Genomic DNA, 16,643 nt, shown 5'->3' on the forward strand with positions numbered 1-16,643 from the left:
CGCTCCGGACCAGCACCCCGCTCCACCAACAAACGCGCCAGACGATTCGCCCGCGCATTCACCTCGGCATACGACAGCTCCACACCCTCGAACACAAGCGCCATCGCCTCAGGAGTCCGCGCCACCCGCTGCTCGAACGCCTCCGGCAGCGACACCCACGCAACCTCGACCTTCGTGGCGTTCCGAACCTCCAGCAGCTCACGCCGCTCGACATCCGACAGCACCTCCAGCCCACTCACGCGAACATTCGCATCAGCCACAACACCGGCCAGCACACGGCCGAACCGCTCCACCAACCCCTCGACCGTCCCCCGGTCGAACAGATCGACGGAGAACTCCAGGAACCCCGTCAGACCGGCGGGCACGCCGTCGCCGTGCTGCTCGGTGATGTTGAGGAGCAGGTCGAACTTCGCCGTCCGGGTGTCAAGTTGGTCGATCTTTGTGGTGAGGCCGGGGAGTTCGAAATGGGGCGCAGCGTTGTTCTGGAAGGCGAGCATCACCTGGAACAGCGGATGGGAGGCCATGGAGCGGACCGGGTTGAGGACCTCCACGAGGTGCTCGAACGGCACATCCTGGTGCGCGTACGCCGCCAGGTCCGTCTCACGCACCCGCTCCACCAGCTCACGGAACGTCGGGTCACCCGACAGGTCGGTCCGCAGCACCAGCGTGTTCACGAAGAACCCGACCAGGTCATCCAGCGCCTCATCCGTACGCCCCGCGATCGGCGTACCGATCGGGATGTCCGTCCCCACGCCCATCCGCGACAGCAGAGCAGCGAATGCGGCCTGCACCACCATGAAGAGGCTGGCGTCGCTCTCCTGGGCCAGGGCAGCCAGAGCCCGATGCGTCTCGGGGCCGATCCCGACCGGCACGCTCTCGCCCCGGTGGGAGGACAGGGCCGGGCGGGGCCGGTCCGCGGGCAGGTCGAGATGCTCCGGAATAGCCTCCAAAGCCTGTGCCCAATAGGCGAGTTGATGTGAGAGCCGACTCTTGGGGTCGTTCTCGTCGCCGAGAATGCGGTGCTGCCACAGGGTGTAGTCCGCGTACTGGACCGGCAGCGGCTTCCAGTCCGGGGACTTTCCCGCCACCCGCAGCTCGTACGCCGTCACCAGGTCCCGTGCGAGCGGGACCATCGACCAGCCGTCGCCCGCGATGTGGTGCATCACCAGGAGCAGCACGTGCTCGGTCGCGCTGAGGGTGAAGGCTGTTGCACGCAGTGGCAGTTCGAGGGTCAGGTCGAAGGTGTCGGCGGCGGCGCGGGTGAGCAGGTCCGGCAGGTCGTCGGCGGTCGCGGAGGCTGTGGCCAGGAGGTTGGCGGGGATCTCGTCGGGGTCCAGGACCTTCTGGTAGGGCGCTTCGTCCGGCCCTTCCGGGAAGACGGTGCGCAGCGACTCGTGCCGGACGACGACGTCGCGCAGCGCGGCAGCCAGCGCCTCGCGGTCCAGGTCGCCGGTGAGGCGTACAGCGAACGGCATGTTGTACGCGGTCGACGCCGGTCCTTCGAGGCGGTTGAGGAACCACAGCCGACGCTGCGCGAAGGAGAGCGGGAGCCAGTCGGGTCGCTGCGCGGGGACGAGGCCGACGCGGGTGGCCTGTTCGGCCGCGTCGACGCGCCGCGCGAGGCGGGCCACGGTGGGCGCCTCGAACAGGGCGCGTACCGGCAGTTCGACACCGAGTTCGGTATGGACCCGGCTGAGCAGCCGGATCGACGTCAGGGACTGGCCGCCGAGCTCGAAGAAGCTGTCGTCGATGCCGGGCATGTCGACGCCGAGGACCTCGGCGAACGCTCGGCAGAGGGTTTCCTCGCGTGGGGTGCGCGCGGTGCGCCGGGCCGTTGCTGCCGCGGGGGCCGGGAGCGGCAGCGCCGCGCGGTCCAGGGTGTGCCGGGCGGTGACGGGGAACGCATCGAGCACGACCACGGCCGTCGGCGCCTGTGCCTCGGGCAGGCGTTCGGCGGCGTGGAGCCGGATCGCCTCAGGGTCGGCTTCGGTCCCGGCCGGCGGCACGACATAGGCGGTGGTGACGGCGGTCCGGTCCCCGTCCTCGCGGACGACGGCCACCGCCTGACCGGCGTGCGGGTGAGCGGCGACGGCGGCGGCGACCTCCGTATGCCAATCGGCGACGCTTCCGAACTCCACTGCCCGGCCTACGAGCTCGAGGCTTCCGTCGGCACGCCAGCGCGCAAGGTCGCCGCTGCGGTACATCCGCTCCCCCCGCACGCCGTGCGGGTCGGCGACGAGGCGCTCGACGGTCGGCCCGGGACTGCCCGCGTAGCCGCGCGCCGACTGCTGCCCAGCCACGTACAGTTCACCGGTCGCGCCGACGGGTGCAAGGCGCAGCGAGGCGTCCAGGACGTACACCCGGGTTCCGGGTACGGGCCTGCCGATCGAGGCGCCACCGGGCTGAGCCGCGGTCTCGGCGTTCCCGGCCGTGGCGTGCACGGCGGTTTCCACCGGCGCGTACCCAGTGCACAGGGCGGCGCCGCCCAGTACGTCACCGAAGCGTGCGGCGACATGAGGCGCAAGGGATTCACCGTCGCAAACGACAGTGCGCAGGGAGGAGTATGTCTCCGTGCCCAGCTCGTCGAGGTGGGCGAGGAGGGCGGCCAGCACCGTCGGGGTGGTGTGCAGGGCCGTGATCTCCCGGGAGGCGATGTCCGCGGCCAGGTCGGCGGCGACGCTGGCCGCGTCGCGCGGGGCCGCCGCGCGGTCGGGGACGACGAGCGTCGCCCCGCCGCCCAGCGCCCAGTGGCACTCCCACAGCGGCGAGGTCCCCTGCAGGACGCGGTCGCCGGGGCCCTGCGGGTGGCGGGCCCGCAGCCAGGCGAGCTGGTTGGCGAGTGCCGCATACGTGGTGATCAGGCCCGTCGAGCGGCTCACCTGCGCGGGGTGTGAGGGCAGCAGCGGCGCGGTGCGGTCCGCGTCGGTGACGTCGGCGTCCGACCGGTCGGCCAGCGCCTCCTCGGTGCGGGGCTCGCCCAGGCTGATGCGGGGCCGGTTCGGGGCAACCGGCCCTGGCGCGTGTGCGGAGGTGAGCACGCACACCGCCCGCGCCGCCTCCAGGACGTCAGTGTACGCGTCGGTCCCCCCGTCGGCCTCCGGGTCCAGCACCAGGCACGCCGCCCCCGCCTTCGCTACCGCGAGCAGCGCCACGGGCCAGTCTGCGGACCGGTTCCTGACCACGGCGACGGTGCGCTCCGGGCCCACGCCGTGCTCGATGAGGAGCTGGGCGACCCGGTTGGCGCGGGCGTTCAGCTGCCCGTACGAGAGGACGGCGTCCTGCGCGAGCACTGCGGGCGCGTCCGGGGTGCGCTGCGCTAGCTCGGATATCCGCTCCACCGTCGCCGCGGTCCACTCCTGCGCGGCCGTGGCGTTCCAGGCTTCGAGGAGCAGCTTCCGTTCCTGGGCGGGCACCACGTCCAGCTCGCCGACGGCGCGGGCCGGCTCGGCCAGGGCCGCGGCCAGGGTGTGCTTGAACCGGGCGAGGTGCCAGGTGAGTTCGTCGGTGGTGTACAGGGTCTCGTTGCCGTCGAGGTGGATGACGAGCTGTTCGCCGCGTGCCGTGCCGTAGATGTCGAAGGCCAGGTCTTCGAGGGGGCCGTTGCCGAGGTTGAGAAGCTGGCCGGGGTGCCCGTCGAAAGTGAGGCCGTCCTGAAGGCCCATGATGTTGACCAGCGGCCCGAAGGAACCGGAGGTGTCGGGGGACGGCGCGAAGTGGCGCTGGAGGTCCTCTTGGCGGTACCGCTGGTGGCGCAGCGCCTCCTTAACCGCCTGGGTGGTGCGCCCGATGAGCTGCCCGAAGTCGTCGTCCGCGCGGACGACGAGCCGGAGCGGCACGACGTTCGCGGTCATGCCGGGGGTGCGGCGGGCAGTGAGGGTGACGCGGGCGGTGACGGGGAAGCCGAGCATGACGTGGTCGGCGCCCGTTATGCGGTGCGTGTATAGCGCGACGGCGGCCGTGAGGACCACGGACCAGTGGGTGCGGGCGGCGCGGGCGGCGGCGACGAGGTCGTCGTTGAGGTCCGCGGCGAGGCGGATGGTGGCGCGCAGCGAGGAACCGCGCGAGGTGGCGGTGCGACGCGACAGGCTGAACCGCGCGGGGCGGTCGGCCAGTTGGGCTACCCAGTACGCCCGGTCCTCGGCGAAGTCCGGTGAGGAGCGGTACTCCTTGTCCTCCTCCACGAGTCCAGCGAGGGTCCCGAACGTCGGGTCACCGCAGGGACGTTGTTCCGCGAAGGCGGTGTAGATCTGCGCGACACGACGGGTGAACAAGGAGGCGCCGTAGCCGTCGATGACGGCGTGGTGGGCACGCGTGTACCAGAGGTGGCGGTCAGGCGAGAGGCGGAACAGGGCCAGGTCGTAGAGCCGGTCGGCGAGCAGGTCGACGGACCGGGCGCGGTCCTCGCGCATCCAGCGCAGGGCGGTCTCGGCAGGATCGGGCTCCGCCGACACGTCGTGCCGCGTCAGGGCATCATGGGGGACGGGCATGGGTGTCTGCCACACGCCGTCGGCGTCCTCGGTGAAGCGGACGCGCAGGGCCTCGGCCTCGGTCAGGGCCGAGCCGACGGCGGCCCTGAAGAGGTCCGCGTCGACCGCGCCACGGATGTCGATGCACTGCGCGAGGCTGAAGTCCAGATCGGTGAGCCCCTGCTGGTGAGCGAACCAGACACCGTGCTGCGCGGCGGACAACGGTTGACGAGTGGCTTGTGCGTCAGACACCTGCTACCTGCCCCATGAGTTATGAACGACGGAAAAGGGAGGAACGGAAGGAAGGGGGGAAAGAGAAGCAAGCCAGGGCGGGCGCCGCCGCACGGGTGACCCGCCCTGGCTCGGTTTCTTTCCTCAGGCGTGCGTGTCCATTGCGTCCTGGAGGGATTTGGGCCGCATATCCGTCCAGTTCTTCTCGATGAAGTCGACACAGGTGTTCCGGTCCGTCTCGTCAAGCACAGTCCGCCAGCCCTTGGGAACCTCGATGAAACTGGGCCACAGCGAGTACTGTTCCTCCTCGTTCATGAGGACGAGGAACTTTCCCTCGGTGTCGTCAAAGGGGTTCGTCACACCACAACCTCGGTTTCGATAGTGGGGCCGGTGACGTGGAGAACGCGACCCCGCAGCTGGCTCGATAACGTTCACAAGCCCGAGGAGCCCACCTCATCACGGGCTTTCATCACTTCGATATCGTGTGGTCATTCCTGGATTCTCATGTGCGATCGAGGGTCTTCTCCGGGGCCTTCGGGAGCTATCCTTTAGCCTCCATCACACGAACTGCCGCGAGACCGAGGGGAGCATCAGTGAAGCTGCACGAACTTCTGGGAACATCAGATGGGTGCGCAGTACCCGATTCCTTTGCCCTGTACGAGATCGCGGTCGGCCACTCATCGGCCGCGTCCTCCGTCAAAGCAGCCATGAGCGCCGGAGAACTCCGCCTCGTGATACCCGCAGTCACTTTTGCGGTTTCCTGTGCCATGCGCACTTGTTGGGACGAATACTGCACGAAATCCCATCAGTCGGGCGTCGGTACGGCCGTGCAGGGGCTGCTCGGCCGCGGCGACGTCGAACTGCTGGAGCTGACCCCGCAGGACGCGGCGTCAGCAGGCAAGCTGTACGCCAGATCGGTGGACCGGCACATCGAGGGTCCGGAAGTCCTCGCGGCCTGCCACTCCTCGTACGCGGCGGGCGTGCGCAACGCACCACTGCTCTCCACAGGCCGCGCCTCGTACTGCTACGTGGCCACCCTGGGCGAGGCCGAACGGAGTCAGATCCGGTTGATCTGACGCTCGGTCGGATCCGGCCGCCCGGCCCTCAGCGCCTCGCGGCCGTACATCCCTTCCACCCAGTTCTCCTGGTAGACGGTGTCGAGATAGCGCTCACCCATGTCCGGTGAGATCGCAACGCAGATGAGTCCGGTGCGCCGGCCCTTCGCGTCGAGCCATTGCTCGGCGCCGCTGACCACTGTGCCGGTGGACCCACCGAAGACGAATCCGCCCCCGGCGAGGCGATGGCACATCCGCACCGTCTCCCGCTCCGGCACGAGGATCACCTCGTCGACGAACTCCTCGTCCAGCAGGGGCGGTCGGACACCGGAACCGAGTCCGGGAATCATACGTGGCCCCGGCGGATGCCCGAACGCCACGGAGCCCACGCTGTCCACGGCCACGATGCGTACGTTCGGGCGGTGTTCCCGGTACCAGCGCGCGCACCCCATCAGCGTGCCCGTGGTGCCCGCCCCGACGAACAGCACGTCGAGGTCCGGGAAGGCGCGGTCGACGGCCGGCGCGGTGTGCCGGTAGTGCGCTCGCCAATTGGCCGCGTTCTCATACTGGTTGAGCCACACGTACCGGTCGTCTGCCGCGCACAGGCCGCGCACGTAACGGATGCGGGCGGCGAGGAATCCGCCTTCGTCGTCGGGCTCGGTGACGGTGTGCACCGTGGCGCCGAGCACCGTCATGAGGCGCTTGGCCGCCAGGTTGCAGCGGGAGTCGGTGACGCAGACGAAGCGGTGGCCCTTGGCGGCGGCGATCACGCTGAGCGCGATGCCGAGGTTTCCCGACGAGGACTCGACCAGGACGGAGTTCGGCGCGATGAGGCCGTCCCGTTCGGCGGCCTCCACCATCTCCACGGCGGCCTTCTGCTTGATGGATCCGGTGAAGTTGAAGCCCTCGCACTTGAGGAACAGGGGCATTCCGAGCACGGTAGAGAGATCGACGTACAAGTCGTCCTGGTAGAACTCCTGGGGCGCCGAGATGACCGGCACGTGGCCTCCCCGCCTCAGCCGTAGCGTCGCATCTCGTGGAAGAAACCATCGACGACGTGCAGTTCGCCGGCCGCCGCGACCGTGTCGTAGATGTGCCTGCCGAGCACCAGGTCGAGCACCCCGAGGCCGAACGGCGAGAACACGACGGGCCGTTCGGTGCCCGGGTGCAGTGCGCCGGTCAGGACGTCGTGGAGCGTTCCGTCGACGAACTCCCGGTTGTCCACCCGCTGTTCGGCCAGGTGCACAGAGGTGTCGGCCTTGAGGCAGTGGTCGATGTCGTCGACGATGTTGGTGGCCGCGAGCACCACCTCCGGTGCCAGGTCACGCAGCGACAGATGCAGCACCAGCGGGTTGTGCGCGAACCAGCCGGGTTCGGTGACGTGCGGCGTCCCGGCCACCGTCGCGAAGACCACTAGGTCCGAGGAGCGGATCAGCGACTCGGCGTCGTCGTGCATCGTGACCGGCCCGGTCTCGTCGGCGCGGCGCAGATAGTCCCCGAACCCGGCGGCGTGCTCCGGGGAGAGGTCGTGCACGCCGATCTCATCGAACGACCATCCCGTGCCCGCCAGATACGTGTGAACGTAGCGGGCGATCAGGCCGACGCCGAAGAACCCGATCCGGGCGGGGCGGCCGCCGCGGGCCGCCGCGATCCGGTCCGCGGCGAGCGCCGCGGAGGCCGCGGTGCGCGCGGCGCTGATGATGGAGCTCTCCAGGCAGGCCAGCGGGTAGCCGGTGTCGTGGTCGTTGAGGATGAGGACCGCGGAGGCCCGGGGGATGCCTCGCTCGACGTTCGCCGGGAAGCTGGAGATCCACTTCAGGCCGTCGGTGGGGACGTCGCCGCCGACCGAGGCAGGCAGGGCGATGATGCGGGACGACGGCCGGTCGGGGAAGCGGAGAAAGTACGAGGGCGGGTTCACGGTCTGTCCTTCGCCGTGCCACCGGTAGGCGGCCTCGATGAGGTCGACCACCTCCCGGTGCCGGCCGTCGAGGACGTGCTGCACCTGGGTTCCGGAGATCACAGAGAACGACGGTGTAGCGTACTGCTCGGGCATGGAGAAGCTCCCTGAGGGTTCCTGGGGTGTCAGCTGGTAGTCGCAGGCCGCGCGTGGCCGGGCAGGCGCGTCGGGTCGCCGAAGAGCGCGACGACGTCGCGTTCGCCTTCGTAAGCCTCGCGGCTGTGCGCCATGCGCAGGTTGTCCATGACGAGCACGTCGCCGGTCTGCCACGGCTCGCGCGCGGTGGCCGCCGTGTACGTGGCGTTGATGGTCTCGATCACAAATTCCGGGATGGGCGTGCCGTCGCCGTACCGGGTGGTGAAGGGCAGCGCGTCCGGGCCGTACAGGGACAGCAGGTACTCCCTGACCGCCGGGTCCATCGTCAGCTCGTTGAGGAACGCGATCTGGTTGAACCAGAGGCGCTCCCCCGACGCAGGGTGCCGCACGACGGCCGACCTGCGCTGCACCGTGCGCAGCGAGCCGTCCGCCATCCACCGGTGGTCCAGGGCGCGCTCGCGGCAATACACCGACACCTGGTCGGCGTCCTTGGTGCCGAACGCCTGAGCCCAGCCGAGGCCGACGTCTCCGTAGTGCCGGGCGAGCAGCCAGCCGTCCCGTTCAAAGGGCTCGACCAGTTCGGCGGGCAGGGCGTCGAGGACGGCCCGCGCATCGGCCACACCGGTGGCGCCGCCGCTGCGGGGTGCCCGCAGGCAGCCGAAGAGGGCGATGGCGGGGACCTGAGCCGCGTAACTCAGCTCGTGGTGCATGCACATCGGCTCGTCGACCGGCCACAGCGACGCCGAGTACACGCCGTGCCCGAGGTCGTCGCGGGCGGCGAAGCTCTCGCGTTCGCGCATCGGCGTCACGTCTAGCGCGTGCGCCACGGCGGCCAGGTCGGCCGGGGCGGCCAGGCCGAGGCCGCGGACGAGGACCGCGCCGTGCCGGCCGAGCGCTTCGCGTACGTCCTTCGCAGGCACGTCGCGGCCGGGTGGTTCGAGAATCGGCGTGCGCCCCTCGTCGAGGACGAGGCGCGAGCCGTCGGGGAGTGTTTCGCCGTGCGCAGTGGTGTCGGTCATAGGGGGTCAGCCGTCCGTCCTCGTGCTGTCGGGCGCCGCGGCAGCGGCCTGGTGCGTCGCGGCCTTGCCGTCGAGGAGCGCCGCGAGGTCGGCGAGCCGCGGAGTGTCCCGCAGTTCCCGGGGGGAGAGCGCGCGGTCGAGCGCGATGGCCAGGCGGACGAGGGAGAGCGACGTGCCGCCGAGGCCGAAGAAGTCGGCGTCGCGTCCGATCCGCTCGGCGGGCACCTTGAGGACCTCGGCCCACAACGCCGCGAGCCGCCGCTCGACCGCCGTCCGCGGTGCCATGCCGACGGTGTCCCCGGTGCCCGGCTCGCCGGCGTCCGTGCCCCGTTCACCGGCGACGCGCGTCAGGGCCTTGCGGTCGGTCTTGCCGTTGCCGGTCAGCGGCAGCTCGGGCAGGCGGTGGAAGCGGCTCGGCACCATGTACGCGGGCAGAGTCTCGGCGAGCGCCGCCACGAGCGCGTCCGAGGTCAGTTCCGTGGAGCCGGTCCAGAAGGCCACGAGCCGGCCGGCGCCGCCGGTGCCGGTCACGACGACGGCGCTGTCGCGCACGCCGGGTATCGTCAGCAGTCGGTTCTCGATCTCACCAATCTCGATGCGGAAGCCTCGGATCTTGACCTGCGCGTCGCGGCGCCCGAGGAACTCCAGTCGTCCGCCGATCAGCCAGCGTCCGATGTCGCCGGAGCGGTACAGGCGCGCTCCTGGGACGTGCGGGTCGGAGACGAAGGCGGCACGGGTGCGCTCCTCGTCGTTGACATATCCGCGGCCCACGCACACACCGGAGAAGACGATCTCGCCGGGCGAACCGAGCGGGACGGGCCGCAGCGACTCGTCGACCACGTACACGCGTACGTTGGCGACGGGCCTGCCCAGGGGCACCGACGCAGCGTCAGGCACGCCCGTCATCACCTCGTGGTTTGTGTCGTCCGACGTCTCGGTGAGCCCGTACGCGTTGACCAGCGCCTTGTCCGGGAAGGCCGCGAACCAGCGCTCGGCAAGCTCCTTCTTGAGCGCCTCGCCGGTCGCCGACACACAGCGCAGCCGCGGCAGCGGGCGCGGTGCGTGGTCGAGTTCGGTGAGCATCGTCTCCAGATAGGAGGGCACCACCTGGAGGACCTCGACCCGCTCCTCGGCGAGGGTCTCGACAAGGAGCGCGACGTCCTCGACGGCCGACTGGTCAACGACGACGGTGCGCCCGCCGACCGTGAGGGCCGCCACGAGCTGCCACAGGGAGATGTCGAAGCACTGGGGTGCGGTCTGTGCCACGGCCGTGCCCGCCGTGATGCTGAGGTCGTCGATCTTGGCGAGGACGTGGTTGAGGAAGCCCGCGTGCTCGCACACGGCGCCCTTCGGAGTTCCGGTCGAGCCGGACGTGAAGTAGATGTACGCGCTCTGGTCCGCAGCCACCGGTACGCCAGGGTCGGCATCCGGACCGGCGCGGAGGGCGTCGAGATCGTCGACGCGTACGCCGGGCAGCCGTGCCGACGCCTCGTCGAGGCCGCGGGAGAGGCCGCGCCGGGTGAGCGCGTGGCGGCAGCCGCTGCGCTCCAGCATGTCGGTGACGCGGTCGGCGGGGAACTGCGGCTCCACGGGGAGGTAGACGCCGCCCGCCTTGAGGACGGCGAGGACGGCCGCCAGCCACTCCAGGTCGCGCTCGACTAACACAGCGACCACGTCCTCGGCGCGCAGCCCGGCGTCGAGGAGGGCGTGGGCGACCTGGTTGGCGCGCTGGTTGAGCCGACGGTACGTCCACGGTGTGCCGTTGTGAACGGCCGCGACGTCGTCGGGGCGCTGGCGCACCTGCTCCTCGAAGAGCTCGTGGACGCGCAGGTCGGGCAGTTCTCTGGCGGGACCGGCCAACCCCAGTGTCTGGTAGGTGACTTCGTCGGGAGTGAGGGGGCTCCACGCATGGTGGTCCGTGTCCGGTGCGCTGCTCAGCGCGTCCAGGGCGTTGAGCAGATACCCCGCGATCCGGCCGGCCTGGTCAGCGCCCACGGCCGCGGTGCGGTGGCGGAGCACGAGCGCCAGCTGGTCGCCGCCCGGGGATAGGCCCACCGCGAGGACGGTGTCCGGTGCGAGGTCCCCGGCCACAGGGGCGCGGCCGGGGACGAACAAAGCGTCGTAGAAGGGGCCGCTCCCGCCGGTCCGGCTATCTTCGGGGAAGTCGGGGAGGTGGCACAGGACGTCGGCCCGGGTCCGGGCCGTGTCGTCGAAGAGCCGGGCCCAGGTGCCGTCGTTGACGGACACCCGGCAGGGCACCGCGTCCCCGGCGTCGGCGGCCGACGGCGGCAGCAGGCCGATGACCACCACCTGGTCGGCAGTGACCTGCGCCAGGACCTTGACGCAGGCGGTGAGGACCGCGGTGTCCAGGGACGCCCCGGACCGCTCGCATAGGCGCCGCAGCGCGTGCGCGAGCGGCTCGGGAACCGCGGCCCGCCAGACGGCGGTCGCCTCCGGGCCGTCATGCGGCACGGGGTAGCCAACGGCTCCGACGGGGTCCGATGAGCGCTCCGGCCACCGGGGCAGCGCGGTGAAACCGCCGCCGGTGAGCACACGTTGCCAAAACGCCAGAGGCGCAGTCTCCACACCAGTACCTTCCGTGCGCGCAGCCACTCCTGCGGAACCGTCGCTTCCTTCACAAGACGCGCAAGACGCTAGATGCCGCCGTTATCAGTGGGATATCGACAGACCCGTACCCGTCAGATGCATCCCGGAGAGGCGGTTGAGCGCGGCCTGCCGGGTCTGGTCGGATTCCTCGGCCAGCGCCCGTTCGCAGGCGAAGGGCCGCACCAGCTCGTGGAAGGCGTAGCGCAGCGCCCCACTGGCATCCGTGCCGACCACGGTCAGCAGATGCATGTCGAAGAGCTGTTCCATCGCGTCCTCCGCCGCCACATGGTCGACGGCGAGCAGCACGGCTCCGGCGTGGGCCGTGAAGTCCGGCGCGTCCAGCAGGCCCAGCATGCGGCACATGCGGGCCGCCTCCTCGGGCAGGCTGCGATAGCCGCGCTCCAGGCCCTGCCGCACCTCCAAGCCGCCGGCGCTGAGTTCGTCGAGACGGCGGCTCCCCTTGGCCAGCCGGTGCACTAGATGCCGTACGGACCAGTGGGGTTTGGCGGCGAGCCGGCCGGCGGCCGCCCGCAGTGCGAGGGGCAGCCTGCCGCACAGGCGGCCCAACTCGTACACGGCCGAGGTGTCTTCGAGGACGCGCCGCTCACCGATGATCCGCGCCACGAGCTCCACCGCCTGCGCGTCCGGCAGCGGGCCGAGGTCGACGCGGACCGCGCCGATGCCCACGGCCATCGGGTCCTGCCGCCCACCGGTGGTCGCCACGACCCGCGAGGGGCCGCTGCCGGGCAGGAACGGCTGAATGTGCACCAGGCTGCAGGCATTGTCGAGGACCACCAGGACGCGCCGGTCGGCCAGCAGGCTGCGGTAGAGCGACACGCACTCATCGGGGCGGTCCGGGACCAGCTCCGCCGCGACACCGAGGACCCGCAGGAAGCGGCCGAGTAGCGCATGCACCGTGGCGGTCGGCTGTGTCCACTCGTACTGGGACAGGTCGGCGTAGAGCTGCCCGTCGAGGAAGTGCCGCGAGACGCGGTGCGCCCAGTACGCGACGAGGCTCGTCTTGCCGACTCCGGCGGCGCCGGCGACGATGCCCGCGCGTGGCCGGGTGGTGCTGGAGAGTGCTCCGTCGCCCGCGTCGGCCACCAGGGTGTCCAGGACGGCGAGTTCCGCCTCGCGTCCCAAAAACTCCGGTACAGCAGCGGGCAGTTCCGCCGGCAGGGCGCGCCGCCCGGGCCGGGGTTCGCCGTCGCCGCGGAGGGAGAGATCGGGAGCGTCCTGGAGGATGGCACGGTGCAGCTCGTGGATGGACGCGCTCGGCTCCATCCCGATTTCCTCGACGAACCGTCTGCGCCAGCTGCGGAAGCCCTCCGCTGCCTCCGCCCGGCGCCCGGAACGGTACTGTGCGAGCATGAGGGTGTGCCGCAGCTTCTCGTGCAGGGGCTGGTCGTCGGCCAACGCCGAGAGTTCGGGCAGCACCTCCTGGTGGCGGCCGAGCGCGAGCTCCGCGTCGAACAGTGCTTCGTAGGCGGCGAGGCGCTCCGCCTCTAAGCGCGTCGCCTCGTCCTCGACCACCTGCCCCGCGACACCAGACAGGGCGGGCCCGGTCCACAGGTCCAAGGCCTTCCGGTACAGCCCGACGCCCTCGTCAACGCGGCCCAGACGGATACTCTCGGTGGCCTCTGCGGAGACGGCAGCGAAGTCGCGGACGTCGAAGGTGCACGCGCTCGTCAGGATTCGGTATCCGGGGTGGGTGGTCTCTATGACCGGGTCGTCGAAGAGCGCCGCCCGGAATGCCTTGCGTAACGCCCCGACGCAGATGGCCACTTGGGTCCGGGCCGTGTTCGGCGGCCGGCCCCCCCACACCGCGTCCACGAGGCTGTCCACGGAGACGACACGGCCCCCTGCCAGCACGAGCATCGCGAAAATGGTGCGCTGGCGTGGGCCGGCTATCACAACAGGATGTCCGTTGACGGTCGCCGACAGGGCACCCAGAACCTTTATTGCGATCGTTTCGTGCGTGACTTCGTCCGCGGCCTGGTCCGCGGCATCGGAGGAAGCCATGCAATCACTCACCAAATCCACCCTGTTACCCCCGTCGCAAGTGGAACTACCTGGTCACTATAGGCACGCCGTTCATCCGGGACGGGGGTGGGTTTCGCCTATGTGCGGCAGCCCCTTCTGCGGGCCGTTCACCAGTGCACCCGAAGGGACTTGAGGCCGCGGGTCGCCGCGGCGGGCTTCCAGTCGAGACGGTCGATGTCTTCGGCGAGCGCGAGGTGCGGGAAGCGGTCGAGGGTCAAACGGATGACCGTTGCCAGCTGCAGTCGGGCCAGCGGGGCGCCAAGGCAGCGGTGCACTCCGCGACCGAAAGTGAGGTGGGGGTTTCCGGCGGGTTTTTCGGAATCGTCGCGGGTTCGGTTTGCGCCCATGAGGAATACCAGGACCGGTTCTCCCGGTGAAATGGTGACATCCGCCAACTGGACGGGGTCGGTGACTGCGCGACTGAAGCTGAGGGGCGCCGAGGGGTTGGTGCGTAGAAGTTCCTCGACCTCGGCCGGGACGAGACCGGGGTCGGCGCGCAGGGCGGCGGCGCGAGCGGGGTCGTGCAGCAGGCTGAGGAAGACGAGGGTGATCTGGTCGGCGGTGGAGTCGTAGCCGGCCATGAGGAGCGCCAGGGAGAGGGTGACGAGCTCACGGTTCGTCAGCTTCCCTTCCTCGTCAGCCGCTTGGATTAGGGCGCTGATGAGGTCGCCGCCGGGCTCCCGGCGTTTGCTGCCGATGAGTTTCGTCATGTAGTGGGTGATGAGGAACGCCCGGGTGCGGCTCTCGGCGCCCTCTCCTTCGAGGTCGAAGAGGACTGGCACCCACTCCCGGAAGCTCTCGCGGTCGGCCTCGGGGACGCCGAGCATGTGGCAGAGCACGCTGAGTGGGAGCGGTGCGGCAAGATCGGCGACCAGGTCCGCCGGCTGCCCGCCTGTGGCCATGGCGTCCAGGAGCTCGCTGGCGCGGGTCTCGATGAACGGGCCGAGAGCGCTGATACGGCGCTCGGTGAAGGCCCCCGCCACGATTCTGCGCAGCCGGGCGTGCTCCTTGCCGTCGAGGCTGACGATGGAGTCGGGTGACGGGTCGATGCTGGCCACCTTCGGCACGCCTGGCGCGACGGCGGCCGCGCGGCTGAACCGCGGGTCGGCGAGCACCTGGCGGGCGAGGTCGTAGTCGGAGACCGCCCAGACACCCACGCCGTTCGGCATGTGCATCCACTGGACGGGGGATGTGCCCTCGGGGTCACAGGGAATGGGAAGCGGGCCGACCGGCAGCCCGTCAAGCACATCTCTGGAATTCGACATCCCCGCACATCCCCCCATCGTGACACGTCGCTGGGCACGATGCACCCGCCATCTATCACTTCGTTTTCATTCATATATCGCCGGATGAAACCGGAACAACCCTGAACCCGGTCATGCCTGGTGAAAGGAGTCGGCAACCGATAACGCCGAATACTTCGACACATTGCCGCTTGCCACGACGGAGATCCGTGGCCTAGGGTCGCGATTACCGTGACCGGACCAGGTCTGAGGCGGCAGGATACGACCGAGCGAAATTTCATGGTTGCACTAAGACTCGTGCGCGAATTGTCGCAGCTGCCACATACCCGCGCCCATTTCCGCACACATCACGGAATGCTGGAGTTCCATCGAAATTCCAACCGGAACCCGCATGCACCGGAAATCGATGACGCGCATCCTGTCGGGCCATTCTCGGAAGGAACCCCCGATGTCCAGTACCCATGACGAGATCGTCCAGCGCCTTTCGGATGCGCTGGGCATCGAGAAATCGCTCATCACCCCCGACATCACCTTCGTCGAGCTGAAGATCGACTCGTTGGCGCTCGTCGAGTTCTCCGTGATCCTGGACGAGGAGTACGGCGTGCCGCCGCTGCAGCTGACGCCGGACAGCACCATCGGGGAGGCGGTGGCTCTCGTGGAGGCGGCGATGAGCAGCCGGACCGAGGCCTCCTCGTGAACGCCTCCTCAGCAGTGGCCGTGACCGGCCTCGGCCTGGTCTCCCCGCTCGGCATCGGCGTCGAGGCCAACTGGGCGGGGCTGCTGGCCGGCGCCTCGACCGCCGCCACCGACCCCCTTCTGGAAGGCCTGTCCGTCGACTTCTGCTGCGCCGTACCCGGCTTCGACGGGGACGCCCTGCTCGGCCGCGCGCTCTCCTGGCGCCTTGAGCCCTACGCGAAGATGGCGCTCGTCGCCGCCCGGCAGGCCGTGGCCGACGCAGGGCTCGCCCCGGAGTCCTGGGACGGGGCGCGGGTCGCGGTGATCCTTGGCGTGGGCGGCACCAGCACCCAGCACTGGGACAGACAGTCCAAGCACTTCGCCGCCGAGAATCACTCCCGTGTGTCGCCGCTGTTCATCTCCCGTTGCCTGACCGGCATCACGGCCGGCGAGATCAGCACGGACCTGGGCGCGTTCGGCCCCAGCCTGAGCGTCAGCACGGCCTGTGCCTCCGGCGCCACGGCCATTGGCCTCGGGCGGGATCTGCTGCGGGCCGGCAGTTGCGACATCGCCGTCGTCGGTGGCGCCGAGTCCGGCCGGGCGCGGATCGCCAGCATCGGCTTCAGCCGCATGGGCGCGCTGTCGACGCGCGGCGCGGCTCCCGCCGAGGCCTCCCGCCCGTTCGACGCGGAGCGGGACGGCTTCGTGCTCGGTGAGGGCGCGGGCATGCTCGTCCTGGAGCGGGCCGAGGACGCGCGGGCCCGCTCGGCGCGCGTCCGTGGCCATGTCGCCGGGTACGGCGCCTCCGCCGACGCCCACCATTACACGACGCCCGATCCCGAGGGCCGCGGCACGGAGCTCGCCACGCGCACGGCCCTCGCCGATGCCGGTCTGACGGCGGCCGACATCGGGCACATCAATGCCCACGGTACCGCGACGCCGCTCGGTGACGTCGCGGAGGCGGGCATGCTCGCCCGCGTGTTCCCGCACGCCCCGCCGGCGACGGCCACCAAGAGCCTGACGGGACACACCCTGGGCGCAGCCGGAGCCCTGGAGGCGGCCTTCACCCTGCTGACGCTGGCGAACCAACAGGTGCCGCCCACCGCCAACTTGGAGCGGGTGGACGATGCGGCAGCCGGGCTCGACCTGGTGGCCGACAAGCCCCGGGACGTGTTCACCACCAGTGCGCTCAGCACGTCCTTCGGCTTCGGCGGTCAGAACGCCGCCCTCGTCCTCACCTCCGCCTGACG

General features: G+C 70.3%; 11 protein-coding genes. 3 read left to right on the top strand and 8 right to left on the bottom strand.

Annotated features, from left to right (window positions below; translation table 11 throughout):
* A partial coding sequence (locus ACH4DX_RS18095; RefSeq protein WP_398155831.1) for a condensation domain-containing protein occupies positions 1-4,688 on the bottom strand: 4,688 nt, incomplete at its 3' end.
* Between the two features lie 153 nt (positions 4,689-4,841).
* Positions 4,842-5,057, bottom strand: a complete 216-nt coding sequence (locus tag ACH4DX_RS18100; RefSeq protein WP_398155832.1) for an MbtH family protein — start codon at positions 5,055-5,057, stop codon at positions 4,842-4,844.
* A 407-nt stretch (positions 5,058-5,464) separates the two neighbouring features.
* Between ACH4DX_RS18100 and ACH4DX_RS18105 the strand changes: the two genes are divergently transcribed.
* A complete protein-coding gene (locus ACH4DX_RS18105) occupies positions 5,465-5,773 on the top strand; it encodes a hypothetical protein (RefSeq protein ID WP_398155833.1) in 309 nt (102 codons plus the stop codon).
* Here the strand turns inward: ACH4DX_RS18105 and sbnA are convergent.
* From sbnA to ACH4DX_RS18135, 6 genes are all read right to left on the bottom strand, one after another.
* Entirely contained in the window at positions 5,755-6,753 is a 999-nt protein-coding gene (sbnA, locus tag ACH4DX_RS18110; RefSeq protein ID WP_398155834.1) for a 2,3-diaminopropionate biosynthesis protein SbnA, read from the bottom strand. The genes ACH4DX_RS18105 and sbnA overlap by 19 nt on opposite strands.
* Positions 6,754-6,767: 14 nt before the next feature.
* Complete coding sequence (sbnB, locus tag ACH4DX_RS18115) at positions 6,768-7,805, bottom strand: 2,3-diaminopropionate biosynthesis protein SbnB (RefSeq protein WP_398155835.1); 1,038 nt, start codon at positions 7,803-7,805, stop codon at positions 6,768-6,770.
* Positions 7,806-7,834: 29 nt separating this feature from the next.
* Entirely contained in the window at positions 7,835-8,824 is a 990-nt protein-coding gene (locus ACH4DX_RS18120; RefSeq protein ID WP_398155836.1) for a TauD/TfdA family dioxygenase, read from the bottom strand.
* Positions 8,825-8,830: 6 nt separating this feature from the next.
* On the bottom strand, positions 8,831-11,410 hold the full coding sequence (locus ACH4DX_RS18125) for an amino acid adenylation domain-containing protein (protein ID WP_398155837.1): 2,580 nt from the start codon (positions 11,408-11,410) through the stop codon (positions 8,831-8,833).
* An 84-nt stretch (positions 11,411-11,494) separates the two neighbouring features.
* Positions 11,495-13,453, bottom strand: a complete 1,959-nt coding sequence (locus ACH4DX_RS18130; protein WP_398155838.1) for a BTAD domain-containing putative transcriptional regulator — start codon at positions 13,451-13,453, stop codon at positions 11,495-11,497.
* A 128-nt stretch (positions 13,454-13,581) separates the two neighbouring features.
* Positions 13,582-14,649, bottom strand: coding sequence for a cytochrome P450 (locus tag ACH4DX_RS18135; protein ID WP_398155839.1), 1,068 nt, complete (start codon positions 14,647-14,649; stop codon positions 13,582-13,584).
* Positions 14,650-15,166: 517 nt separating this feature from the next.
* Here ACH4DX_RS18135 and ACH4DX_RS18140 point away from each other — a divergent pair.
* Together ACH4DX_RS18140 and ACH4DX_RS18145 are read left to right on the top strand one after the other, a co-directional pair.
* The gene (locus ACH4DX_RS18140) at positions 15,167-15,415 is read left to right on the top strand and encodes an acyl carrier protein (protein WP_256111854.1); all 249 of its coding nucleotides are present in this window, start codon (positions 15,167-15,169) and stop codon (positions 15,413-15,415) included.
* Complete coding sequence (locus ACH4DX_RS18145; RefSeq protein WP_398155840.1) at positions 15,412-16,641, top strand: beta-ketoacyl-[acyl-carrier-protein] synthase family protein; 1,230 nt, start codon at positions 15,412-15,414, stop codon at positions 16,639-16,641. Before ACH4DX_RS18140 ends, ACH4DX_RS18145 begins: the two co-directional genes overlap by 4 nt.
* The last annotated feature ends 2 nt before the right edge of the window (positions 16,642-16,643 follow it).

Origin of the sequence: Streptomyces sp. NPDC017940 (genome assembly GCF_044328435.1) — a bacterium.
In the GTDB taxonomy this organism is placed as follows: Bacteria; Actinomycetota; Actinomycetes; order Streptomycetales; family Streptomycetaceae; genus Streptomyces.